14 protein-coding genes are annotated in these 16655 nt (G+C 20.1%); 8 read left to right on the top strand and 6 right to left on the bottom strand.

Annotation, left to right across the window (positions count from 1 at the left end; all coding sequences use genetic code 11):
- Positions 1-270 precede the first annotated feature (270 nt).
- The 7 genes from rpsF to Q8777_RS00825 all read left to right on the top strand — a co-directional run bounded on the left by rpsF (position 271) and on the right by Q8777_RS00825 (position 6922).
- Positions 271-564: a 30S ribosomal protein S6 gene (gene rpsF, locus Q8777_RS00855; RefSeq protein WP_318676095.1), complete on the top strand. Its 294-nt coding sequence runs from the start codon at positions 271-273 to the stop codon at positions 562-564.
- Positions 561-992 (top strand): single-stranded DNA-binding protein, encoded by a 432-nt coding sequence (ssb, locus tag Q8777_RS00850; RefSeq protein ID WP_318676094.1) that lies wholly within the window; start codon positions 561-563, stop codon positions 990-992. Before rpsF ends, ssb begins: the two co-directional genes overlap by 4 nt.
- Positions 993-1031: 39 nt before the next feature.
- Positions 1032-1268 (top strand): 30S ribosomal protein S18, encoded by a 237-nt coding sequence (gene rpsR, locus Q8777_RS00845; RefSeq protein WP_318676199.1) that lies wholly within the window; start codon positions 1032-1034, stop codon positions 1266-1268.
- A 117-nt stretch (positions 1269-1385) separates the two neighbouring features.
- On the top strand, positions 1386-3890 hold the full coding sequence (gene rplI / locus Q8777_RS00840; RefSeq protein WP_318676093.1) for a 50S ribosomal protein L9: 2505 nt from the start codon (positions 1386-1388) through the stop codon (positions 3888-3890).
- Positions 3891-3899: 9 nt separating this feature from the next.
- A complete protein-coding gene (gene dnaB / locus Q8777_RS00835) occupies positions 3900-5240 on the top strand; it encodes a replicative DNA helicase (RefSeq protein WP_318676092.1) in 1341 nt (446 codons plus the stop codon).
- Between the two features lie 51 nt (positions 5241-5291).
- Positions 5292-6365 (top strand): PCRF domain-containing protein, encoded by a 1074-nt coding sequence (locus Q8777_RS00830; RefSeq protein WP_318676091.1) that lies wholly within the window; start codon positions 5292-5294, stop codon positions 6363-6365.
- Positions 6362-6922 (top strand): L-threonylcarbamoyladenylate synthase, encoded by a 561-nt coding sequence (locus Q8777_RS00825; protein WP_318676090.1) that lies wholly within the window; start codon positions 6362-6364, stop codon positions 6920-6922. Before Q8777_RS00830 ends, Q8777_RS00825 begins: the two co-directional genes overlap by 4 nt.
- Here the strand turns inward: Q8777_RS00825 and Q8777_RS00820 are convergent.
- The 6 genes from Q8777_RS00820 to Q8777_RS00795 all read right to left on the bottom strand — a co-directional run bounded on the left by Q8777_RS00820 (position 6912) and on the right by Q8777_RS00795 (position 14804).
- Positions 6912-7889, bottom strand: a complete 978-nt coding sequence (locus tag Q8777_RS00820) for a DNA polymerase III subunit delta (RefSeq protein WP_318676089.1) — start codon at positions 7887-7889, stop codon at positions 6912-6914. The genes Q8777_RS00825 and Q8777_RS00820 overlap by 11 nt on opposite strands.
- Positions 7890-7920: 31 nt before the next feature.
- On the bottom strand, positions 7921-8823 hold the full coding sequence (locus Q8777_RS00815; protein WP_318676088.1) for a tyrosine recombinase: 903 nt from the start codon (positions 8821-8823) through the stop codon (positions 7921-7923).
- Between the two features lie 36 nt (positions 8824-8859).
- Positions 8860-9648 (bottom strand): YitT family protein, encoded by a 789-nt coding sequence (locus tag Q8777_RS00810; RefSeq protein ID WP_318676086.1) that lies wholly within the window; start codon positions 9646-9648, stop codon positions 8860-8862.
- A gap of 31 nt (positions 9649-9679) precedes the next feature.
- The gene (gene ileS, locus Q8777_RS00805) at positions 9680-12433 is read right to left on the bottom strand and encodes an isoleucine--tRNA ligase (protein ID WP_318676085.1); all 2754 of its coding nucleotides are present in this window, start codon (positions 12431-12433) and stop codon (positions 9680-9682) included.
- Positions 12434-12528: 95 nt separating this feature from the next.
- Positions 12529-13632: a redox-regulated ATPase YchF gene (ychF, locus tag Q8777_RS00800; RefSeq protein WP_318676084.1), complete on the bottom strand. Its 1104-nt coding sequence runs from the start codon at positions 13630-13632 to the stop codon at positions 12529-12531.
- A gap of 104 nt (positions 13633-13736) precedes the next feature.
- A complete protein-coding gene (locus Q8777_RS00795) occupies positions 13737-14804 on the bottom strand; it encodes a hypothetical protein (protein ID WP_318676083.1) in 1068 nt (355 codons plus the stop codon).
- A 796-nt stretch (positions 14805-15600) separates the two neighbouring features.
- Here Q8777_RS00795 and Q8777_RS00790 point away from each other — a divergent pair.
- Entirely contained in the window at positions 15601-16617 is a 1017-nt protein-coding gene (locus tag Q8777_RS00790) for a MetQ/NlpA family ABC transporter substrate-binding protein (protein ID WP_318676082.1), read from the top strand.
- The last annotated feature ends 38 nt before the right edge of the window (positions 16618-16655 follow it).

Below are 16655 nucleotides of genomic sequence, written 5' to 3'. Positions count from 1 at the left end.
AAATAATATCTTAATAATTACAAAATAAATTTAAATTATTTGTTAGAATGAACTTATATTTTATAAAAATATTTTTATTATTTTAATTTTAGTTTTTATATTTTTTTAAAAGTTTTATTGTTATTTAATTAATTTTCAAAAATTTATTATAAAAATTTAGTATAATCATAATGAAGTATTGTTTAAGTTCGATTATTTTTTACAAAATCAAACTTCCTTTTCTTATTAAAAAAATAAGAACTAATATGTCCATAAGGAGAATTTTTAAAAATGAAAAAATATGAAATTATGTATATTTTAAGCCCTAATTTAGATGAAAAAAAAATAAATCAAATTACAATTAATATTAATAATATTTTCGAAAAAGAAGGGGAAATATTAGAATATAAAAAACCTGAATTAAAAACATTAGCCTATAAGATAAAAAAATTTGCACAAGGATTTTATGTTAGTTTATTAGTAAAAGCAAATAATGAAGCAATTAAAGAATTTAATAGAATAATTCACATTACAGAAGAAGTGATACGTTATATTGTTTTAAAGGTAGAAGAGAAAAATATATGATAAACAGAGTCATTTTAGTAGGAAGAATAACTAAAGATCCTGAACTACGTTTTATAAATAATGATACTCCTTTAGTTAAATTTGTTTTAGCAGTTAATAGAAATTATATCGGAACTTCAGGACAAAGAGAAACAGATTTTATTCGTTGTTCTGTATGGAATAAACAAGCAGAAAATTTAGCTAAATATATTTCAAAAGGCGCTTTATTGGGCATCGAAGGTAGTATTAGAGTAAGTACATATGAAAGTAATAATCAAAAACAATTTTTAACTGAAATAAATTGCGATAGTGTTCAATTTTTAGAATCTAAAAAAAATAGTAATAAAGTTAATAATATGTTTGATAATAACCCAAACGAGACACAAGATGAAGAAAATAATAAAGAAATAATTACTATCAATAATTTAGATGAAGATTTGCCTTTTTAATTTTTATAAGAAATATAAAAAAAGGAGATGACATAATAAATAATGTATAAAAATAAAAAATATTTTAAAAAACGTCGTAAAGTTTGTTATTTTATTGAAAATAAAATTAATAAAATAGACTTCAAAGATGTAGAATTATTGAATAAATTTATTAATAATAGAGGGAAAATTTTACCCAGTAGAATAACTAATACCTCGGTTAAGTGGCAAAGACGTTTAGCTAAAGCAATTAAAAGAGCACGTCATATGGCTTTAATTCCTTTTATAGTTAAATAATTAAGTTTATAAACAAACAAGCTTGTTATATTTTTAAAATATTATTTGCTTGTTTTATTTTTATTAATTAATTTTTCAATAACTGAATATTAAAAGTGAGTTTTGAAAAAATAAAATATGTATAAAAAAATTAAAAAAAAAATATTTGATTATAGTAGATTGATATTTTGGGCTATATTTATTATTTTTATAATACATATCATATTACATGATGTTCCTAAAATATATAAAGTAATAAAAAAAGATTATTCAGAAATAGTAAGAGAATTAAAATCAACTTTTTTACATTTATTTTTAAGCTTTTTTGGTAAATTAATAATTCTTTTTATTTCAATTTGTGTTTTTTATAATATTAATCATTTTTTTGAAGTTAAAAAATTAAATGAAAGACTTTCTTTATGGGCTCATCTTTCTTATTATATTAATGAAGTAGGAGAAGAAGTTTTTAATGAAATCCCAATTGGTATAATTTTAATCGATAATATAACAACTAGAATTCAATGGATTAATAATTATGCAAATATTATTTTTAAAAAACCTTTTTTAAATACTTTATTAGAAAAAATTAATCCTAAAATGGCTGATTTATTAAAATCAGGTAAAGATCATACTGTTATATACATAGAAGAAAAAACTTTTGATTGTTTATATAAAAAAGAATTTAATGTTTTTTATATTTTTGATGTAACTGAAAAGGCCAAAATAAATAAATTATATTATGATAAAACTCCTGCTTGGATTTTTTTATCCTTTGATAACTTAGAAAATTCTCTTAAAGATTTAGATCTTTCTGAAAAATCTCAAATTAAAGTAGAATATTTAAGCGCTCTATCTGATTTTTTTGAAATTTATGATAGTTATTTAAAACAATTATCAGATGATAAATTTTTGATTTTGTTTCATCGAGATCAATTAAAAAATATTATTGATAATAAATTTTCTATTTTACAAACAATTCGTGATATTTCAGGTAAATATAAACTTAAAATAACACTTTCAATTGGAGTAGCTTGTTATAATTTACCTTACAATAAATTAGCCATTTATGCTCAAAATGCTCTTGAATTAGCTCAAAAAAGAGGAGGAGACCAAGCAGTTGTAAACATAGAAAATCAAAAAATTCAATATTTTGGAGCTGCTACTACCTTTTTAAAAACAAATTCTAAAATATCGGTTAGAGTTAATTCTGAAATGATTGAAGAAATTTTACAAAAAAATAAAAGTTGTTTTATTATGGGACATATTAATCCTGATTTAGATTCTTTAGGTTCAATGATTGCATTTTATAAAATCGCTTTAGCAATAAACAAAGATTATAAACATTATTTAATTATTGATGAAGAAAAAACAGATAGCAATTTTAAATTTATTTATCAAAATTTAATTCAAGAAGAAAAAGAATTAGTTAAGCAAATTATTACAACTAAAAAAGCTAGCGAAATTATTGATGAAAATTCACTTTTAGTTATTGTAGATACTCAAAGTAGAGATATTGTTAGTAGTCCAGAAATATTAAATTTAACTCCTAATATTGCTATTTTAGATCATCATAGATCAACTGAAAATATAATTAATAATATTTTTTCTTATGTTGATCCTTTAGCTTCTTCTACTTCAGAAATTTTAATGGAAATTATTAGTTTTTTTAAATATAAAATTAAAATTACTCCTTTAGAAGCTACTTTAATTTATGGTGGAATTGTTATAGATACTAATTATTTTACTTATCGTACAAGCGCAAGAACTTTAGAGGTTGCTGCACAATTGATTTCTTTGGGTGCTGATAGTGCTAAAGTAAAGTTTTGGTTAAAAGAAGAATTGAATAAAATCTTAAAGATGAATAAATTAATTTCTGAAATGGAAATTTACATGGATAAAATAGCAATTATTAAAGATGATGAAATTTGTTACAATAGAACATTTTTAGCAAAAGTCTCTGAAAATGTTTTAAATATTCAAAACATTGAAGCTGCTTTTACAGTTGCTCAATTACCAAATAATAAAATCGGAATAAGTGCTCGTTCTTATGAAGAAATTAATGTCCAAATTATAATGGAACAAATGGGAGGAGGAGGTCATATTAATAGTGCAGCAACTCAAATTGAAGGAAATAACTTAGAAGAAATAATTGATAAATTAAAAAATATATTATTTTTAGAATATAAAGAAAGTTTAAAAAATATGAAAATTATTTTATTAGAAGATATTAAAAATAAAGGTAATAAAAATGAAATTATTAAAATAAATTCTGGTTATGGAAATTTTTTGATTAGAGAAAAAAAAGCCCTCTTAGCAACAGAAGAAAATATTCAAAAAATAAAAAAAGAGGAATTATTGAAAGAAAATGAGAAAAAAAAACATGATTTATTGATGCAAAAATTAAAAAAAGATATTGATAACAAACAGATTGATATAATAGTGCAAATAGGACCCCAAGGTAAAATTTATGGTAAAATAACTTTAAAACAAATTGTAGATGTGTTCAATGATAAATATAGTATTATTCTTAATAAGAAAAAAATATTTTTAGAAAATGAAATTAATTCTTTAGGAAAATACAAAGTTAATGTTTTGTTGACTAAAAATATTCATGCCTATTTTTTTATTAATGTGAAAGTTTAAAAAACAATTATGGATAATTTAAAACTTCCTTTTTATTTAGAAGCAGAACAATCTATTTTAGGAATTATTTTTTTAGATCCTAAAAAAATATTAATAGTTATGGATCGATTATCAACAGAAGATTTTTTTAATCTTGAACATCAATACATTTATGAAGCAATGAAAACTTTAATACAAGAACAAAAAGATATTGATTATTTTTCAGTAAATTCTGTTTTAGAAAAAAAAAATAAAAAATTATCTAATGGTTTAAAGTATTTATTTCAATTAACTAATAACATTCCTTCTATTTATCACCTTGATTCTTATATCGATTTTGTATATGATGCCTCTTTGAAAAGAGAAGTAATTACTACAATTTCTGGTATTTATAATGAAGGAATTAGTAATCAAGAACTAGATTTTGAAAACTATTTAAATATTGCTGAAGAAAAATTATTTCAAATTTCTAAAAAAAAAAAAAATACAACATTAATTGATATTAAAACTTTATTAAAAGAAGTAGAAAATAAAACTTATCATCGAAGAGATAATAAAATTATTGGCTTAAGTACAGGGTTTCCTTATTTAGATGATATTACTTTAGGTTTTAAACCAGAGGAATTAATTATTTTAGCAGCTCGTCCTTCTATGGGGAAAAGCAGTTTTATGTCTGAATTGGCTTTAAATATCGTACGTAAAAATAAAAAAAAATCAGTTATTATTTTTAGTTTAGAAATGTCTAATGAACAATTATGTACTAGAATGTTGAGTTCACAAAGTAAAATTGATCACAAAAAAATTCAATTAGGAATTTTAAATCAAAGAGAAATAGATTTATTAAAAGCTGTTTCTTTAAGATTACAAAATTATAATATTTTTTTTAATGATTCTTTTAGCGCTAATCTTTTAGATATCAGATCCCAATGTAGAAAAATGAAAAACCAAAATAAATTAGATATTGTTATAATAGATTACTTACAATTGATTGGCAAAAATAACAAAAATAATTATAAAAATTTTAATAATCGACAAGAAGAGATTGCAGAAATTTCTAAAGGTTTAAAACAAATGGCCAAAGAATTAAAAGTACCTGTGTTAGCGTTATCTCAATTATCAAGAGAAGTAGAAAAAAGAGAAGATAAAAGACCTATTTTATCTGACTTAAGAGATTCAGGAAGTATTGAACAAGACGCTGATTTAGTTATGTTTCTTTATCGTCCTGATTATTATGATAAAAATAAAAAAGAAATTTCTAAAATGAATTATACTGAATTAATTATTTCTAAAAATAGACAAGGAGCAACAGGAAAAACACAATTTTTATTTAATTTAAATGATTTATCTTTTCAAGAAACTGAAAAAGAATAATAAAATTATTTTATTTTTATTATACTTTTGAAAAAAAGGAGATCGATAAATATGTTTTCCCAACTAAAAATAATAAAAGAAAAATTCTTATTTTTACAAAAAAAAATGTTAGAAAACAAAGAAGTCTTAACTGATATTAATTTTTTAAAAAAAATAAATGAATTAGAAAAAATCGTTTCCGTTTATGATGAATATTTAGCTTTAGAAGAAGAAAAAAAAAATATTCAAAAAATGTTAATAGAAGAAAAAAATATTGAACAAAAAGAAAATGATTTCTTTGTTTTAGCACAAGATATAAAAAAAGATTTAGAAAATAAAATAAAAAACAAATTAGTTCAATTAAAAAAAATATTATCTACACAAGAACCTGATGATAATAAAGATGTTATAATGGAAATTAAAAGTTCAGTAGGCGGAAATGAATCTAATCTTTTTGTAGCTGATTTATTTCGTGCTTATGTTAAATATGCTGAAAATCAAAACTGGAAAATAGAGATTATTAATTTAATATCTAGTCAAAAAAGCGGTATTATTTCAGTTGAAATGATATTTTATGGAAAAAATGTTTATTCTTTTTTAAAATATGAATCAGGTATTCATAGAGTACAAAGAGTTCCTGAAACAGAAAATAAAGGAAGAATTCATACTTCTACAGCAAAAGTATTAGTTTCTCCAAAGATAGAAAATCCTAAATTAGATTTGAATTGGAATGATATTAGAATTGATACTTTTAATGCAAGTGGACCTGGTGGGCAATCAGTTAATACTACCAAATCAGCAGTTCGTTTAACATATTTACCTACTGGAGATAATGTAGCTTGTCAAATAGCAAAAAGTCAACATCAAAACAAAGAAAAAGCTTTTCAATTATTAAAAAATAAAATATTTAATAGAATACAATCTGAACAAAATAAAAAAAAAAATGAAATCAAAAAAAATGTAATTAAAACCGGAGATAGAAGTGAAAAAATAAGAACTTATAACTATTCTCAAAATAGAATTACAGATCATCGTATTAACTTAAGTATAAAAAAATTAGATTTTTTTATGGAAGGAAAAATTAATTTAATTATAGAACCTTTGATAAATGAATTTAAAAAAAAAGAATTTCAAGAAAAAATATGATTATTAAAAATAAAAATAGAATTATTATTTTTCCTACTGATACAGTTTATGGCATGGGTTGTTCTATTTATGATAAAGAAAGTTTAAATCAAATTTATAATATAAAAAAAAGACCATTAAATAAACCAATTATTATTTTATTTTCATCATTAGAACAAATAAAACAAATAGGTATTATTAACGAAAAAGTGAAAAAAATATCAAATTTTTTTTGGCCTGGCCCTTTAACTTTAATTATAAATAGCCATAAAAAGCATTATCAAAAAACTCAAGAAAAAAAAATAGGAATTAGAATTCCAAATCATCTTTTAGCATTAAAAATTTTAAAACAAAAAGGTCCAATGAGAACAACTTCTGTTAATATAAGTGGTGAACAACCTTTAAATAATTATTTTCAAATAGTAAAGGAATATCATAACAAAGTAAATTATATATATGATAATGATGAATATATATCTTGTTTAAATTCTACAATTATTGATATCACAACACCTAATTTATCATTAATAAGAGAAGGAGAAATTCCTTTTAAAATTATTAAAAAAATTATAAGTTGAATATTTCTTTAATTAAAAAACTTTTTAAACTATTAATAGGTTTGATATTTTCTTTCTTCGTTTTTGAATATAATTCAAAAAAAACTAAAAATAAATTTTTCATTTTTTCTAAAGGTAAAAGATTTGTTTCTTTTACTAAAAAAAAAGTTTTTTCTAAAGAATATTTAAAAATATTAGAAATATCATTATGTGTTTTGTTTTTATTTAATAAATATTTAACAATAATCATTTCTTCTAATTTTTTTAATATTTGATAAATAATAAAAAAAGGATTTTCTTTTTTATTTATCAAATATTCAAATAAATAAAAATTTTCTATTTTTTTTTCTTTTTCGATAATAGCCTTAATAAATAAAAAAATATTTTTATCTTCTGTTGTAAAAACTAATTTTTCTACTATTTCCGGATCTGTAATTTTTTTAGAATCAAAATGATATAATTTATTTTTTTTAATTTCTTCTTTTAAAGAAAATAAATTATTATTTGTTTTATGTATTAATAAATAAACAATTTCATCTGTTATAAAAAAATTATCTTTTTGGAATGATTTTTTAACATATTCAAATAAATCTTGAAAAGAAAATTTATATTTTTTGGAAATTTTAAAATAAGGATATATTTTTTTTTGAATGTCTGAAGGAAAATTATTTCTTTCTTCACTTAAATAGATAATAATATTATTTTTGGGTTCTTTAAAAAAATTTAATAAAAAATCTAAGTTTATATTTTTTTTTTGAAATACAAATGAAATATTTTCTATAAAAAGAACTTTTTTATCATAAAAAAAAGAACTGGTATATAATTCTTGAATTATTTTTTTTATTATTTCGATATAATTATTAACATCAATAGAATAAAATAAAAAATGGTAATTATTTTTTTTACAAATGTTTTTTAAATTTTTTTTAGTTTCTTCTAAAAAAAATTTTTGATAATGAAATATTAAATTTAAAGAATGAATTTTCATAAAAAAACTCCATTGAAATATAAATAAAAAATTAATTAGAAGCACGAGGATGATATTTAAAATAAATTTTTTTTAAGTATTTTTGGCTAATATGGGTATAAATTTGAGTAGTGGAAATATCTTCATGTCCTAAAATAGTTTGCAAAGTTCTTAAATTAATTCCATTTTCTAATAAATGAGTGGCGAATGAATGTCTCAATATATGTGGAGAACAATTAATATCTAGATTAGCTTTTTGAGCAATCTTTTTAAAAATTTTATAACAACCTTGACGAGATAAATTATTACCGTTTTTATTTAAAAAAACAAAACCATTTTTTTTATTTTTTGAAAATAAATGACGTTTTTTTAGATATTTTTGTAATGTGTTTAAAGAATATTTAGTCACAGGGACTATTCTTTCTTTTGAACCTTTACCTGTCACAATGATATAAGATTTTTTTTCATATATATTAGTCAAACTTAAATTTAATACTTCAGATATTCTTAAACCTGAACCGTACATTAATTCAAATAAAGCTTGATTACGCAAAGAAATTAAAATATTTTTTTGGTCATGAATACATTCTAAAAATTTAAAAACTTCTTTTAAAGATAATACAGAAGGTAATTTTTTGTCTACTTTAGGTATTTTTATAATAAAAGAAGGATTATGATTTATTTGTTTATCTAAAATTAAAAAATTATGAAATTTTTTTATAACAATAATTTTTCGAGCTAAACTTTGGCTACTAATCATATATACATCCACGATATTTGATAAAAATAAAGTTATATCTCTTGTATTTATTTGTTTAGGATTTTTTAATTTTAAATTTATAGTTAAAAAATTTAAATATTGATGAATATCACTTAAATAAGCTAAAATAGTATTTCTAGATAATAATAATTCATATTTAAGATATGATTCAAACTTGGAAACAAAATTTTTCATTCTTTAATTAAAACTTTCTTTAATATGAAAAAAATGTTATTTTTTAATAAATTTTTTCAAAGAAGTATGATTTAATACTAAATAAATAACTAATGAATTAATAAATAATTTCATAAAAGTTAAAAAAATTGGTATTAAATCTATTTTTTTATTAAAAAAACATATAAAAGAAACTGAAATTATTGAAATAGAAAAATTTAATATAAAAATACATAAAGATATATCTTTTTTTTTATAAATGGACATATATTTAGCAATAATGTCGATTCCACCAGTAGAACTACCAATATTAAGACAAATTCCTAAAATAAAACCTGATAAAATACCACAAATAAAAATTCTTAATAAAGAATAAAATAAATCGTATTTAACAGGAATTAATTGAAAAAAATTATGATATTTATAAAATTCTCCATTAGGTTCGTTTATTAATGAAGTAAGTAAAAATAAAAAAAAAACAAATAAAAAAGAATTAATAAAAGAATTTATACTAAATTTCAAATCTAACTTAGGGAAAGATATAAAAATAAATAATAATAAATTAACAAATCCAAAAAAAAATGCAACAAAATAACCATTAAAAGATTTATTTTGTGATATATTAGGGAAAATTTGAATTAAAACTTTAGCAATAGCATCTCCTATTCCATGAATACCTGTGGTATATAATTTCATTTCGTAATCACCACTCATAAACATAACATCTAATAAAGTATAAATAAAAATTAAAAATGAAGAAATCAAAAAAATTTTTAAATTTTTTTTTGTAAAAAAAAATTCATATTTCTGAAAATTTTTAAAATTAATTTTATTTTTTAAACTCATGAAATTATATTTTTTTCCAAATTCTAATATTTTATTTTTTAAAAAAATTTAAACAACGTTGGCATAAATCATCTAAATTTTTGTTTTCTATAACGTTCCAACATCTAGGACATGGAGAACCAATAATTTTAAAAACTTCAATAACAAAAAAATCATATTTTATAATTTCTATTTGAGAAACAATTAATAATTGATGTAATTTATCTTTAATATTTAAAGAATTTAGCATTTGGATATATTCAGATGGTAATTTTAAAATTAATTTAGCCTGTAAAGATTTATTTATTTGTTTTTTTTGTCTAGATTCTTCTAATTTTTTTAAAACTTCTTCTCTCAAAAGAAAGAATAATTTATAATCATTTTCTATTTTTACAAAATTTTCTTGTTTTGAAACAAAATCTTTGATCCAATTTTGAATGTCTTCTTTTTTAGGAATAGATTCTAAATAAACATCCTCTTTTTTATCAAAAGGTAAATGTTGATAAATTTCAGAACTAGTATGCGGGATAATAGGAGTTAAAAATTTCAAACATAATATAAAAATATCATATATGTTAGATTTAATTATATTTTTTTCTAAATTGTCATCTTTTTCGATATATAAAATATCTTTACTAAAATCTAAGTAAAAAGAACTAATTTTTTTAACAATAAAAGAATATAACAAACTCATAATTTTTTCAAAATCATATTTTTCATAAGATTCAATAATTTGTAAAGAAATATTCCAAAATTCTAGAATAAATAATTTATCAAATATTGTTCTTTTATGAAAATGAATATAATTTTTTTGATAAGGAGAAAAATTATTTAAATTACCCAACATAAAACGAAAAGTATTTCTTATTTTTTTATACTTTTCTTCAATTTGTTTTAAAATATTATCATCTAATCTAACATCTATATTATAATTGATGCTAGCAACCCATAATCTTAAAATATCTGCTCCTTTGTTTTTTATAATTTTTAAAGGATCAATAACATTATTAAGAGATTTGCTCATTTTTTGTCCAACACCATCTAAAACAAAACCATGGGTAATAACTTTTTTATAAGGAGCTTTCTGGAATGCAGCAACAGAAGTAATCAAAGAAGAATTAAACCAACCTCGATATTGATCTGCACCTTCTAGATAAACATCAAAAGAAAAAAAACTATTAGAAAATTTTTTAAAAATATTATAAGAAGTTCCTGAATCAAACCAAACATCTATGATATCTGTTTCTTTACGAAAAATATTATTAGGACTTTTTATATTTTTATAATTAGAAGGTAATAGTTGAGAAGCATCCCATTCTAACCAAATACTTTTACCATATTTTTCAAATAGATCAGCAATATGTTCAATAATATAAGTATTTAAAAGAGGTTCATTATCTTCTGTATAAAAAATAGGAATCGGTGTTCCCCAGGTTCTTTGTCTACTAATGACCCAATCTTTTCGATCTTTAATCATATTGAACATTTTAATTTCTCCCCATTTAGGAAACCACTCAACTTTTTTAATTTCCAAAAGTAATTGTTTTTTAATTTTTTCTATATCTAAAAACCATTGTGAAATAGCTAAAAAGATAATAGGTTTTTTGATTCTATCATCATGTGGATAAAAATGATTTATTATTTCTGAATGAATAATTAATTTATTGTTTTTTAAATCAGATACAATTTGAGAATTAGCTTCTTCGTAAAAAAGATTTTGGTACTTTAAAGCATTTTTGTTCATAATACCTTTTTCATTAACAGCTAATAAAATATCCAAATTATATTTTTCGCTTAATATAAAATCATCAACTCCGTGCCCTGGTGCTATATGAACCAATCCAGTTCCTTCTATATCTGAAACAAAAGTGTCTAGAATAATTTTACCTTGACGAAAAAAAAGTTTATTTTCGTAAACCCAATCTTTTAAAAAATCTCCTTTAAAAGTTTTTAAAATTTTTGTATTTTCCCAATTAAATTTTAATTTTAAATTTTCAAAAACAGAAGAACCCAAAATGTATTTATTATTTTCTACTTCAACAAGCAAATAATCTTTTTTTGGATGAACACAAACAGCAACATTTGCTGGTAAAGTCCAAGGAGTTGTCGTCCAAATAGCTAATTGAGAATTCTTAAATATTCCTTCTTTTTTATAAATAGGAAAAAGAAAAAAAATAGAATAATTTTCTTTCTTTTTATATTCTATTTCAGATTCTGCTAAAACAGATTTTAAAAAAGGTGACCAATAAACAGGTTTTAATTTTTTAAAAATTAATTTTTGAGCAATTAATTTACTTAAAATACGTACTTCATCAGCTATAAAAGAATTATTTAAAGTTAAGTAAGGTTTTTCCCATTGTCCTAAAATTCCTAATCTTTGAAACATTTTTTTTTGTTTTTCTACAAAATTTAAAGCTATTTCTTCGCATTTTTCCATAAACTTTTTTTTCGATAATATTTCGCTTTTGGAACTAGTTTTTAAAAAAGTTGTTTCAATAGGAAGTCCATGACAATCCCAACCAGGAATATAAGGAGAATAAAAACCTTGCATTGTTTTAAAACGCAAGATAAAATCTTTTAAAATTTTATTCAAAGCATGTCCTATATGAATATTACCATTAGCATAAGGAGGGCCATCATGAAGAAAAAAACTTGGATTATTTTTATTTTTTTCTAGAACTTTAGAATATAATTTTATTTTATCCCAATAATCTTCTAATTCTTTTTCTTTTTGATTTAAATTTCCTCTCATTGGAAAATTAGTAAAAGGCATCGACAAAGTATCTTTGTAATCTTTCTTTATCATAATTATTTCTCTCTTTTTAATTAAAAAAATATTTATATATTTAAAAAAACTATTTTTTAGTTAAAAAATAAAGTTTATTCAAAAACAGAAATCTTTTATTTAGTAACATTAAAATAAAAAACAATTACATCGCCATCTTGGACTAAATAATTTTTACCCTCTAACCTCAATTTACCTTGTTCTTTTATTTTTAATAAACTTTTAAGCTGAAATAAATCGTTATAATTACAAACTTCTGCTTTGATAAATCCTCTTTGAAAATCACTATGAATTAATCCAGCACATTCAGGAGCTGTCATTCCTTTTAGAAAAGACCAAGCTTTTGTTTCTTTTTTTCCTGCAGTAAAATAAGTTTGTAATCCTAAAAGTTGATAACCACTTTGTATAATTTCTTGTAAAGCGGTTTTTTTTAAATTATAAGTTTTTAAAAAAAATTGTTTTTCTTTTTCTGTCAAAAGAGATATTTCTTTTTCTAACAAAATACAAATAGGAATAAATTTGCTTCTTTTTGATCGACTATATAAATCCATTTTTTTAAAAAATAAATTACTTTCTAAATGGAATAAATCTTTTTCTTGAAAATTACCAATATAAATCATTGGTTTTAAAGATAATAAGTTAAAATTTTTAATAATTTTTAATTCTTTATCAATTAAACCAATTGAAGAAATACTTATTTCTTGTTCTAAATTTATTTTTAATTTATTTAATAATTCTGTTTCTTCGATAAATTCTTTTTCTATGATACTTTTTTTTTGTTTTTTTAATTTTGACAAACGTTTTTCGATTTGTTCTAAATCAGAAAGGATTAATTCTGTTTCGATAATTTTACTTTCTTCAATAGGATCTACTTTATTATTAATATGAATAATTTTAGAATTTTCAAAGCATTTGACAACATGAAAAATAGCATCTACATCTCTAATATGATTTAAAAATTGATTCCCTAATCCTTCGCCCTTTGAAGCGTTTTTTACTAAACCAGCAATATCTACAAATTGTATTTGTGTTTTTATAATTTTTTGAGATTGAAAAAGATTAGATAAAAAATCTAAACGTTGATCTTCTACAGTAACAACACTAAAATTTGGTTGAATCGTGGAAAAAGGATAATTAGCTTCTAAAACATTCATATTAGTTATAGCATTAAATAAAGTTGATTTACCAACATTAGGTAAACCAATTATTCCTATTTTCATAATTTTTATATTAACCTTTTTTTTAAATTTGGGAATCTAGAATTTTTATTTTTAATTATTATTAAACATTTTTTTCTCATTTATTAGTTTTCTTTCTTCAATTTTTAAATTTGATTATTATCAGGTTGAAAATGTAAATTTTTTTTTAATTCAAAATATTTTTCTGATTCTTTTTTAGCTGAATCAATTCTTTGATTTAGATCTTTTTGAGGTCCTTGATCGCTATTAGCGGTAATTGTAATAATAATAGATTCTAATTTGTCAACTTGTTTTAAATATTTTTCTTCTAGTTGTTTATATTTTTTTAATTGATGCTCTGCTTCTTTTAATTTTTGATTTTCTGTTTTTAAGTTTTCATTTTCTATTTTTAAATTTTGATTTTCTGTTTTTAATTTTTTATTTTCTGAATTTAATAATTTTTCTCTTTGATTTTCTAGAACTTTAAAAGGTTGAAGTTTTTGTTCTATTGATGTTTTTAAGTCTCTATTTTCTGTTTTTAATTTTGTATTATCAACTTTTAATTCTTCAATTTTTCCTTTTAAGTCTCTAATTTTATTCTCTAAGTCTTTGATTTTATCTTCTAATTTTTCAATTTTTATTTTTAATTCTTTAATTTCATTTTTTAATTCTTTAATTTCATTTTTTAATTCTTTAATTTCATTTTCTAATTCTTTAATTTTGCTTTTTAAATTTTCTTTTTCGTTTTCTAATTCTTCAATTTTACTTTTTAAATTTTCTTTTTTTTTTTTTAATTCTTCAATTTTGCTTTTTAATTTTTTTTTTTCGTTTTCTAATTTTTTAATTTTTCTTTGTGATTCTGTATTTTGTAATTCGGAATCTTTTGAAACTTTTTCTTCTTCATTTTCTTTATTGTTTGTTTCACTTGTTTTTAAATTATTTTTTTCATCTTGTGGTTTCGTTGATGAACCATTATTATATTGTTTTTCTGAATTTTCTTTATTACTAGAAAGAAAATTTTTATTATTATATAAATTATTTGATTCTTTTTTTTCTTCTTTTGTTTGGTTGTCTGGAAAATGTCCTTCTTTTTTTTCTTTTTCTTTTGATTGTTCATTAATTTTTAGACAACCATAAAACATTAAAATTACAATTATAATTAATGTAATTAAAAATAGATTTAATTTTTTAATTTTTTTCTTTAGATTTTTCATTTTTTCCTCTTTTTATTATTATTTAAATATATCTTTTTATCTAAAAATTATATTTTAATTTACTGCTAATTTTTTAAACTAACTAATTTCTAATTATATTCTTGCTATATATGAATATGAATTATAATTTATTTATGTTTTGTTTCTTTAATGAATTATTACTCTCTAATTTGATTATTTTATAAATGAAAAGAACAAATAAATTAAAAATTTAGATTTTATACAACTAAATTTTTATTCATGTTTTCTTTTTACTCATAAATAATATTTAAAAAATAATTTTCAATTTCCACATTTTTACATTTAATTTATTTCAATTTAATTACATTATAATATATTTTTACTTAAAGAAACCATCTTTCTTTTTATTTAATAAAAGCACATTAGAAAGTAAATATATTTTTAAAACTACTTAAATTATAGAATAAATTAATTTTTGATTACATTTTTTAACATGTATCTAATAAAGAAAATTGTAAAAAAAAGATAATCTATTTTTACTTTTAATTTTTAATAAATAACAAATAATATGTTGATAAATAGTAATATTAATAGAGAATATTTTACTAAAAAATATAAAAAAATTATTAAAAAAATTATTCAGCTTATTATTCAAAATAATTTTAATTTATCTTATATTATTTTATTTTATATTCATTAAATTTGTGTTATATTTTTTTTAGTGTATTTTGTTTTATTTTAATGATGAATTATTGTAATTCGTTAATTTTAAAAAAATGATGAAATTAAAAATTAAATCTATAGAAAGAAAAGAAGTTAAAGGAATAGAAATCAAATGAGTTATCTAATGACAAAATTAAAAAATATTATAAATTCTAAATTTACAATATATATATTTTCTTTTGTGGTAGTTATAATATTTTTATTTTGTATTTATAGTAATAAAAAAAATAACAAAAACGAAGAAAAAATCGAAAAAATAAAAATACAAACAGCTTTACGACCTGTAAGTGATTTTTTAAATGAAAAAATAAAACCAAAATTACAAGAAAAGGGAGTAGAACTAGAAGTTTTACATATAGAAAGTTATACAAAAAATCATGATGATTTAGTAAATAAAAAATGTGATGCTAAACTAGATTCTCATCTTCCTTGGTCTTATTTCCAGAATGAAGATAAAAATATAAAAACAGAAATAGAAGTTTTATCGCTTTTATATTTTCCTAAATTTGCTATTTATAGTTTAAAAGAAAGTAGTATAAATAATGAAGAATCATTAAAGAATAAATTTAATGAAAATAAAGAAATAAAAATGTTGCTTCCAGAAGAAAGAACACAAAAAACTTTAGCTTTACGTTTGCTTGAGAATTTAAAATTAATAGAAAGAAAAAATGATCGTACAGATGATCGATTAACCACTAAAGAAAAATTTCAATTATCACAACAAGATTTTGTTATAAAACCAAATATAAAAATGGAATTTTCAAATGCACTAACAGGTTTTTTTAATCAATTTAAAGGCGGAAATTATGATATTTGTTGTAATTATCCAAAAGTATTAGGAAATAATAATCTTCAAAATTTTTTAAATACAATTAGCACAATTGAATTAAATGAAGATACAGAAAAGAATGAAGAAGATTATAAAGATCCTCTTTTACCTTATATCATTTCGATAATAGTTAGAAAAGAAAGTTTATCTCAAACAAAAATACAAAAATTAAAAGAGGTTTTTGAGGATAAAGAAATATTAAAATCATATTGGGAAAAAGAAAAAGAATTTGCATGTGGTTTACAAAAATATGATATCCAAAAAGTAATTTTTAATATTAATAATTCACAATTTCAATAATTAAAAAAATATAAAAAAATTAGAAATTACTTTTTTAA

It is taken from the genome of Candidatus Phytoplasma stylosanthis (assembly GCF_032886435.1).
Taxonomy (GTDB): Bacteria; Bacillota_I; Bacilli_A; order Acholeplasmatales; family Acholeplasmataceae; genus Phytoplasma; species Phytoplasma stylosanthis.
Note: the sequence above shows the minus strand (reverse complement) of the source record. Positions and strands in the feature narration are given on the sequence as shown.

Bases quoted from the DNA above. Each gene is read 5' to 3' on its own strand.
- rpsF (WP_318676095.1), top strand. From the start codon at position 271: ATGAAAAAATATGAAATTATGTATATTTTAAGCCCTAATTTAGATGAA.
- rplI (WP_318676093.1), top strand. From the start codon at position 1,386: ATGTATAAAAAAATTAAAAAAAAAATATTTGATTATAGTAGATTGATA.
- dnaB (WP_318676092.1), top strand. From the start codon at position 3,900: ATGGATAATTTAAAACTTCCTTTTTATTTAGAAGCAGAACAATCTATT.
- Q8777_RS00810 (WP_318676086.1), bottom strand. From the start codon at position 9,648: ATGAGTTTAAAAAATAAAATTAATTTTAAAAATTTTCAGAAATATGAA.
- Q8777_RS00830 (WP_318676091.1), top strand. From the start codon at position 5,292: ATGTTTTCCCAACTAAAAATAATAAAAGAAAAATTCTTATTTTTACAA.
- Q8777_RS00815 (WP_318676088.1), bottom strand. From the start codon at position 8,823: ATGAAAAATTTTGTTTCCAAGTTTGAATCATATCTTAAATATGAATTA.
- Q8777_RS00825 (WP_318676090.1), top strand. From the start codon at position 6,362: ATGATTATTAAAAATAAAAATAGAATTATTATTTTTCCTACTGATACA.
- Q8777_RS00820 (WP_318676089.1), bottom strand. From the start codon at position 7,889: ATGAAAATTCATTCTTTAAATTTAATATTTCATTATCAAAAATTTTTT.
- Q8777_RS00795 (WP_318676083.1), bottom strand. From the start codon at position 14,804: ATGAAAAATCTAAAGAAAAAAATTAAAAAATTAAATCTATTTTTAATT.
- ssb (WP_318676094.1), top strand. From the start codon at position 561: ATGATAAACAGAGTCATTTTAGTAGGAAGAATAACTAAAGATCCTGAA.
- ychF (WP_318676084.1), bottom strand. From the start codon at position 13,632: ATGAAAATAGGAATAATTGGTTTACCTAATGTTGGTAAATCAACTTTA.
- Q8777_RS00790 (WP_318676082.1), top strand. From the start codon at position 15,601: ATGAGTTATCTAATGACAAAATTAAAAAATATTATAAATTCTAAATTT.
- ileS (WP_318676085.1), bottom strand. From the start codon at position 12,433: ATGATAAAGAAAGATTACAAAGATACTTTGTCGATGCCTTTTACTAAT.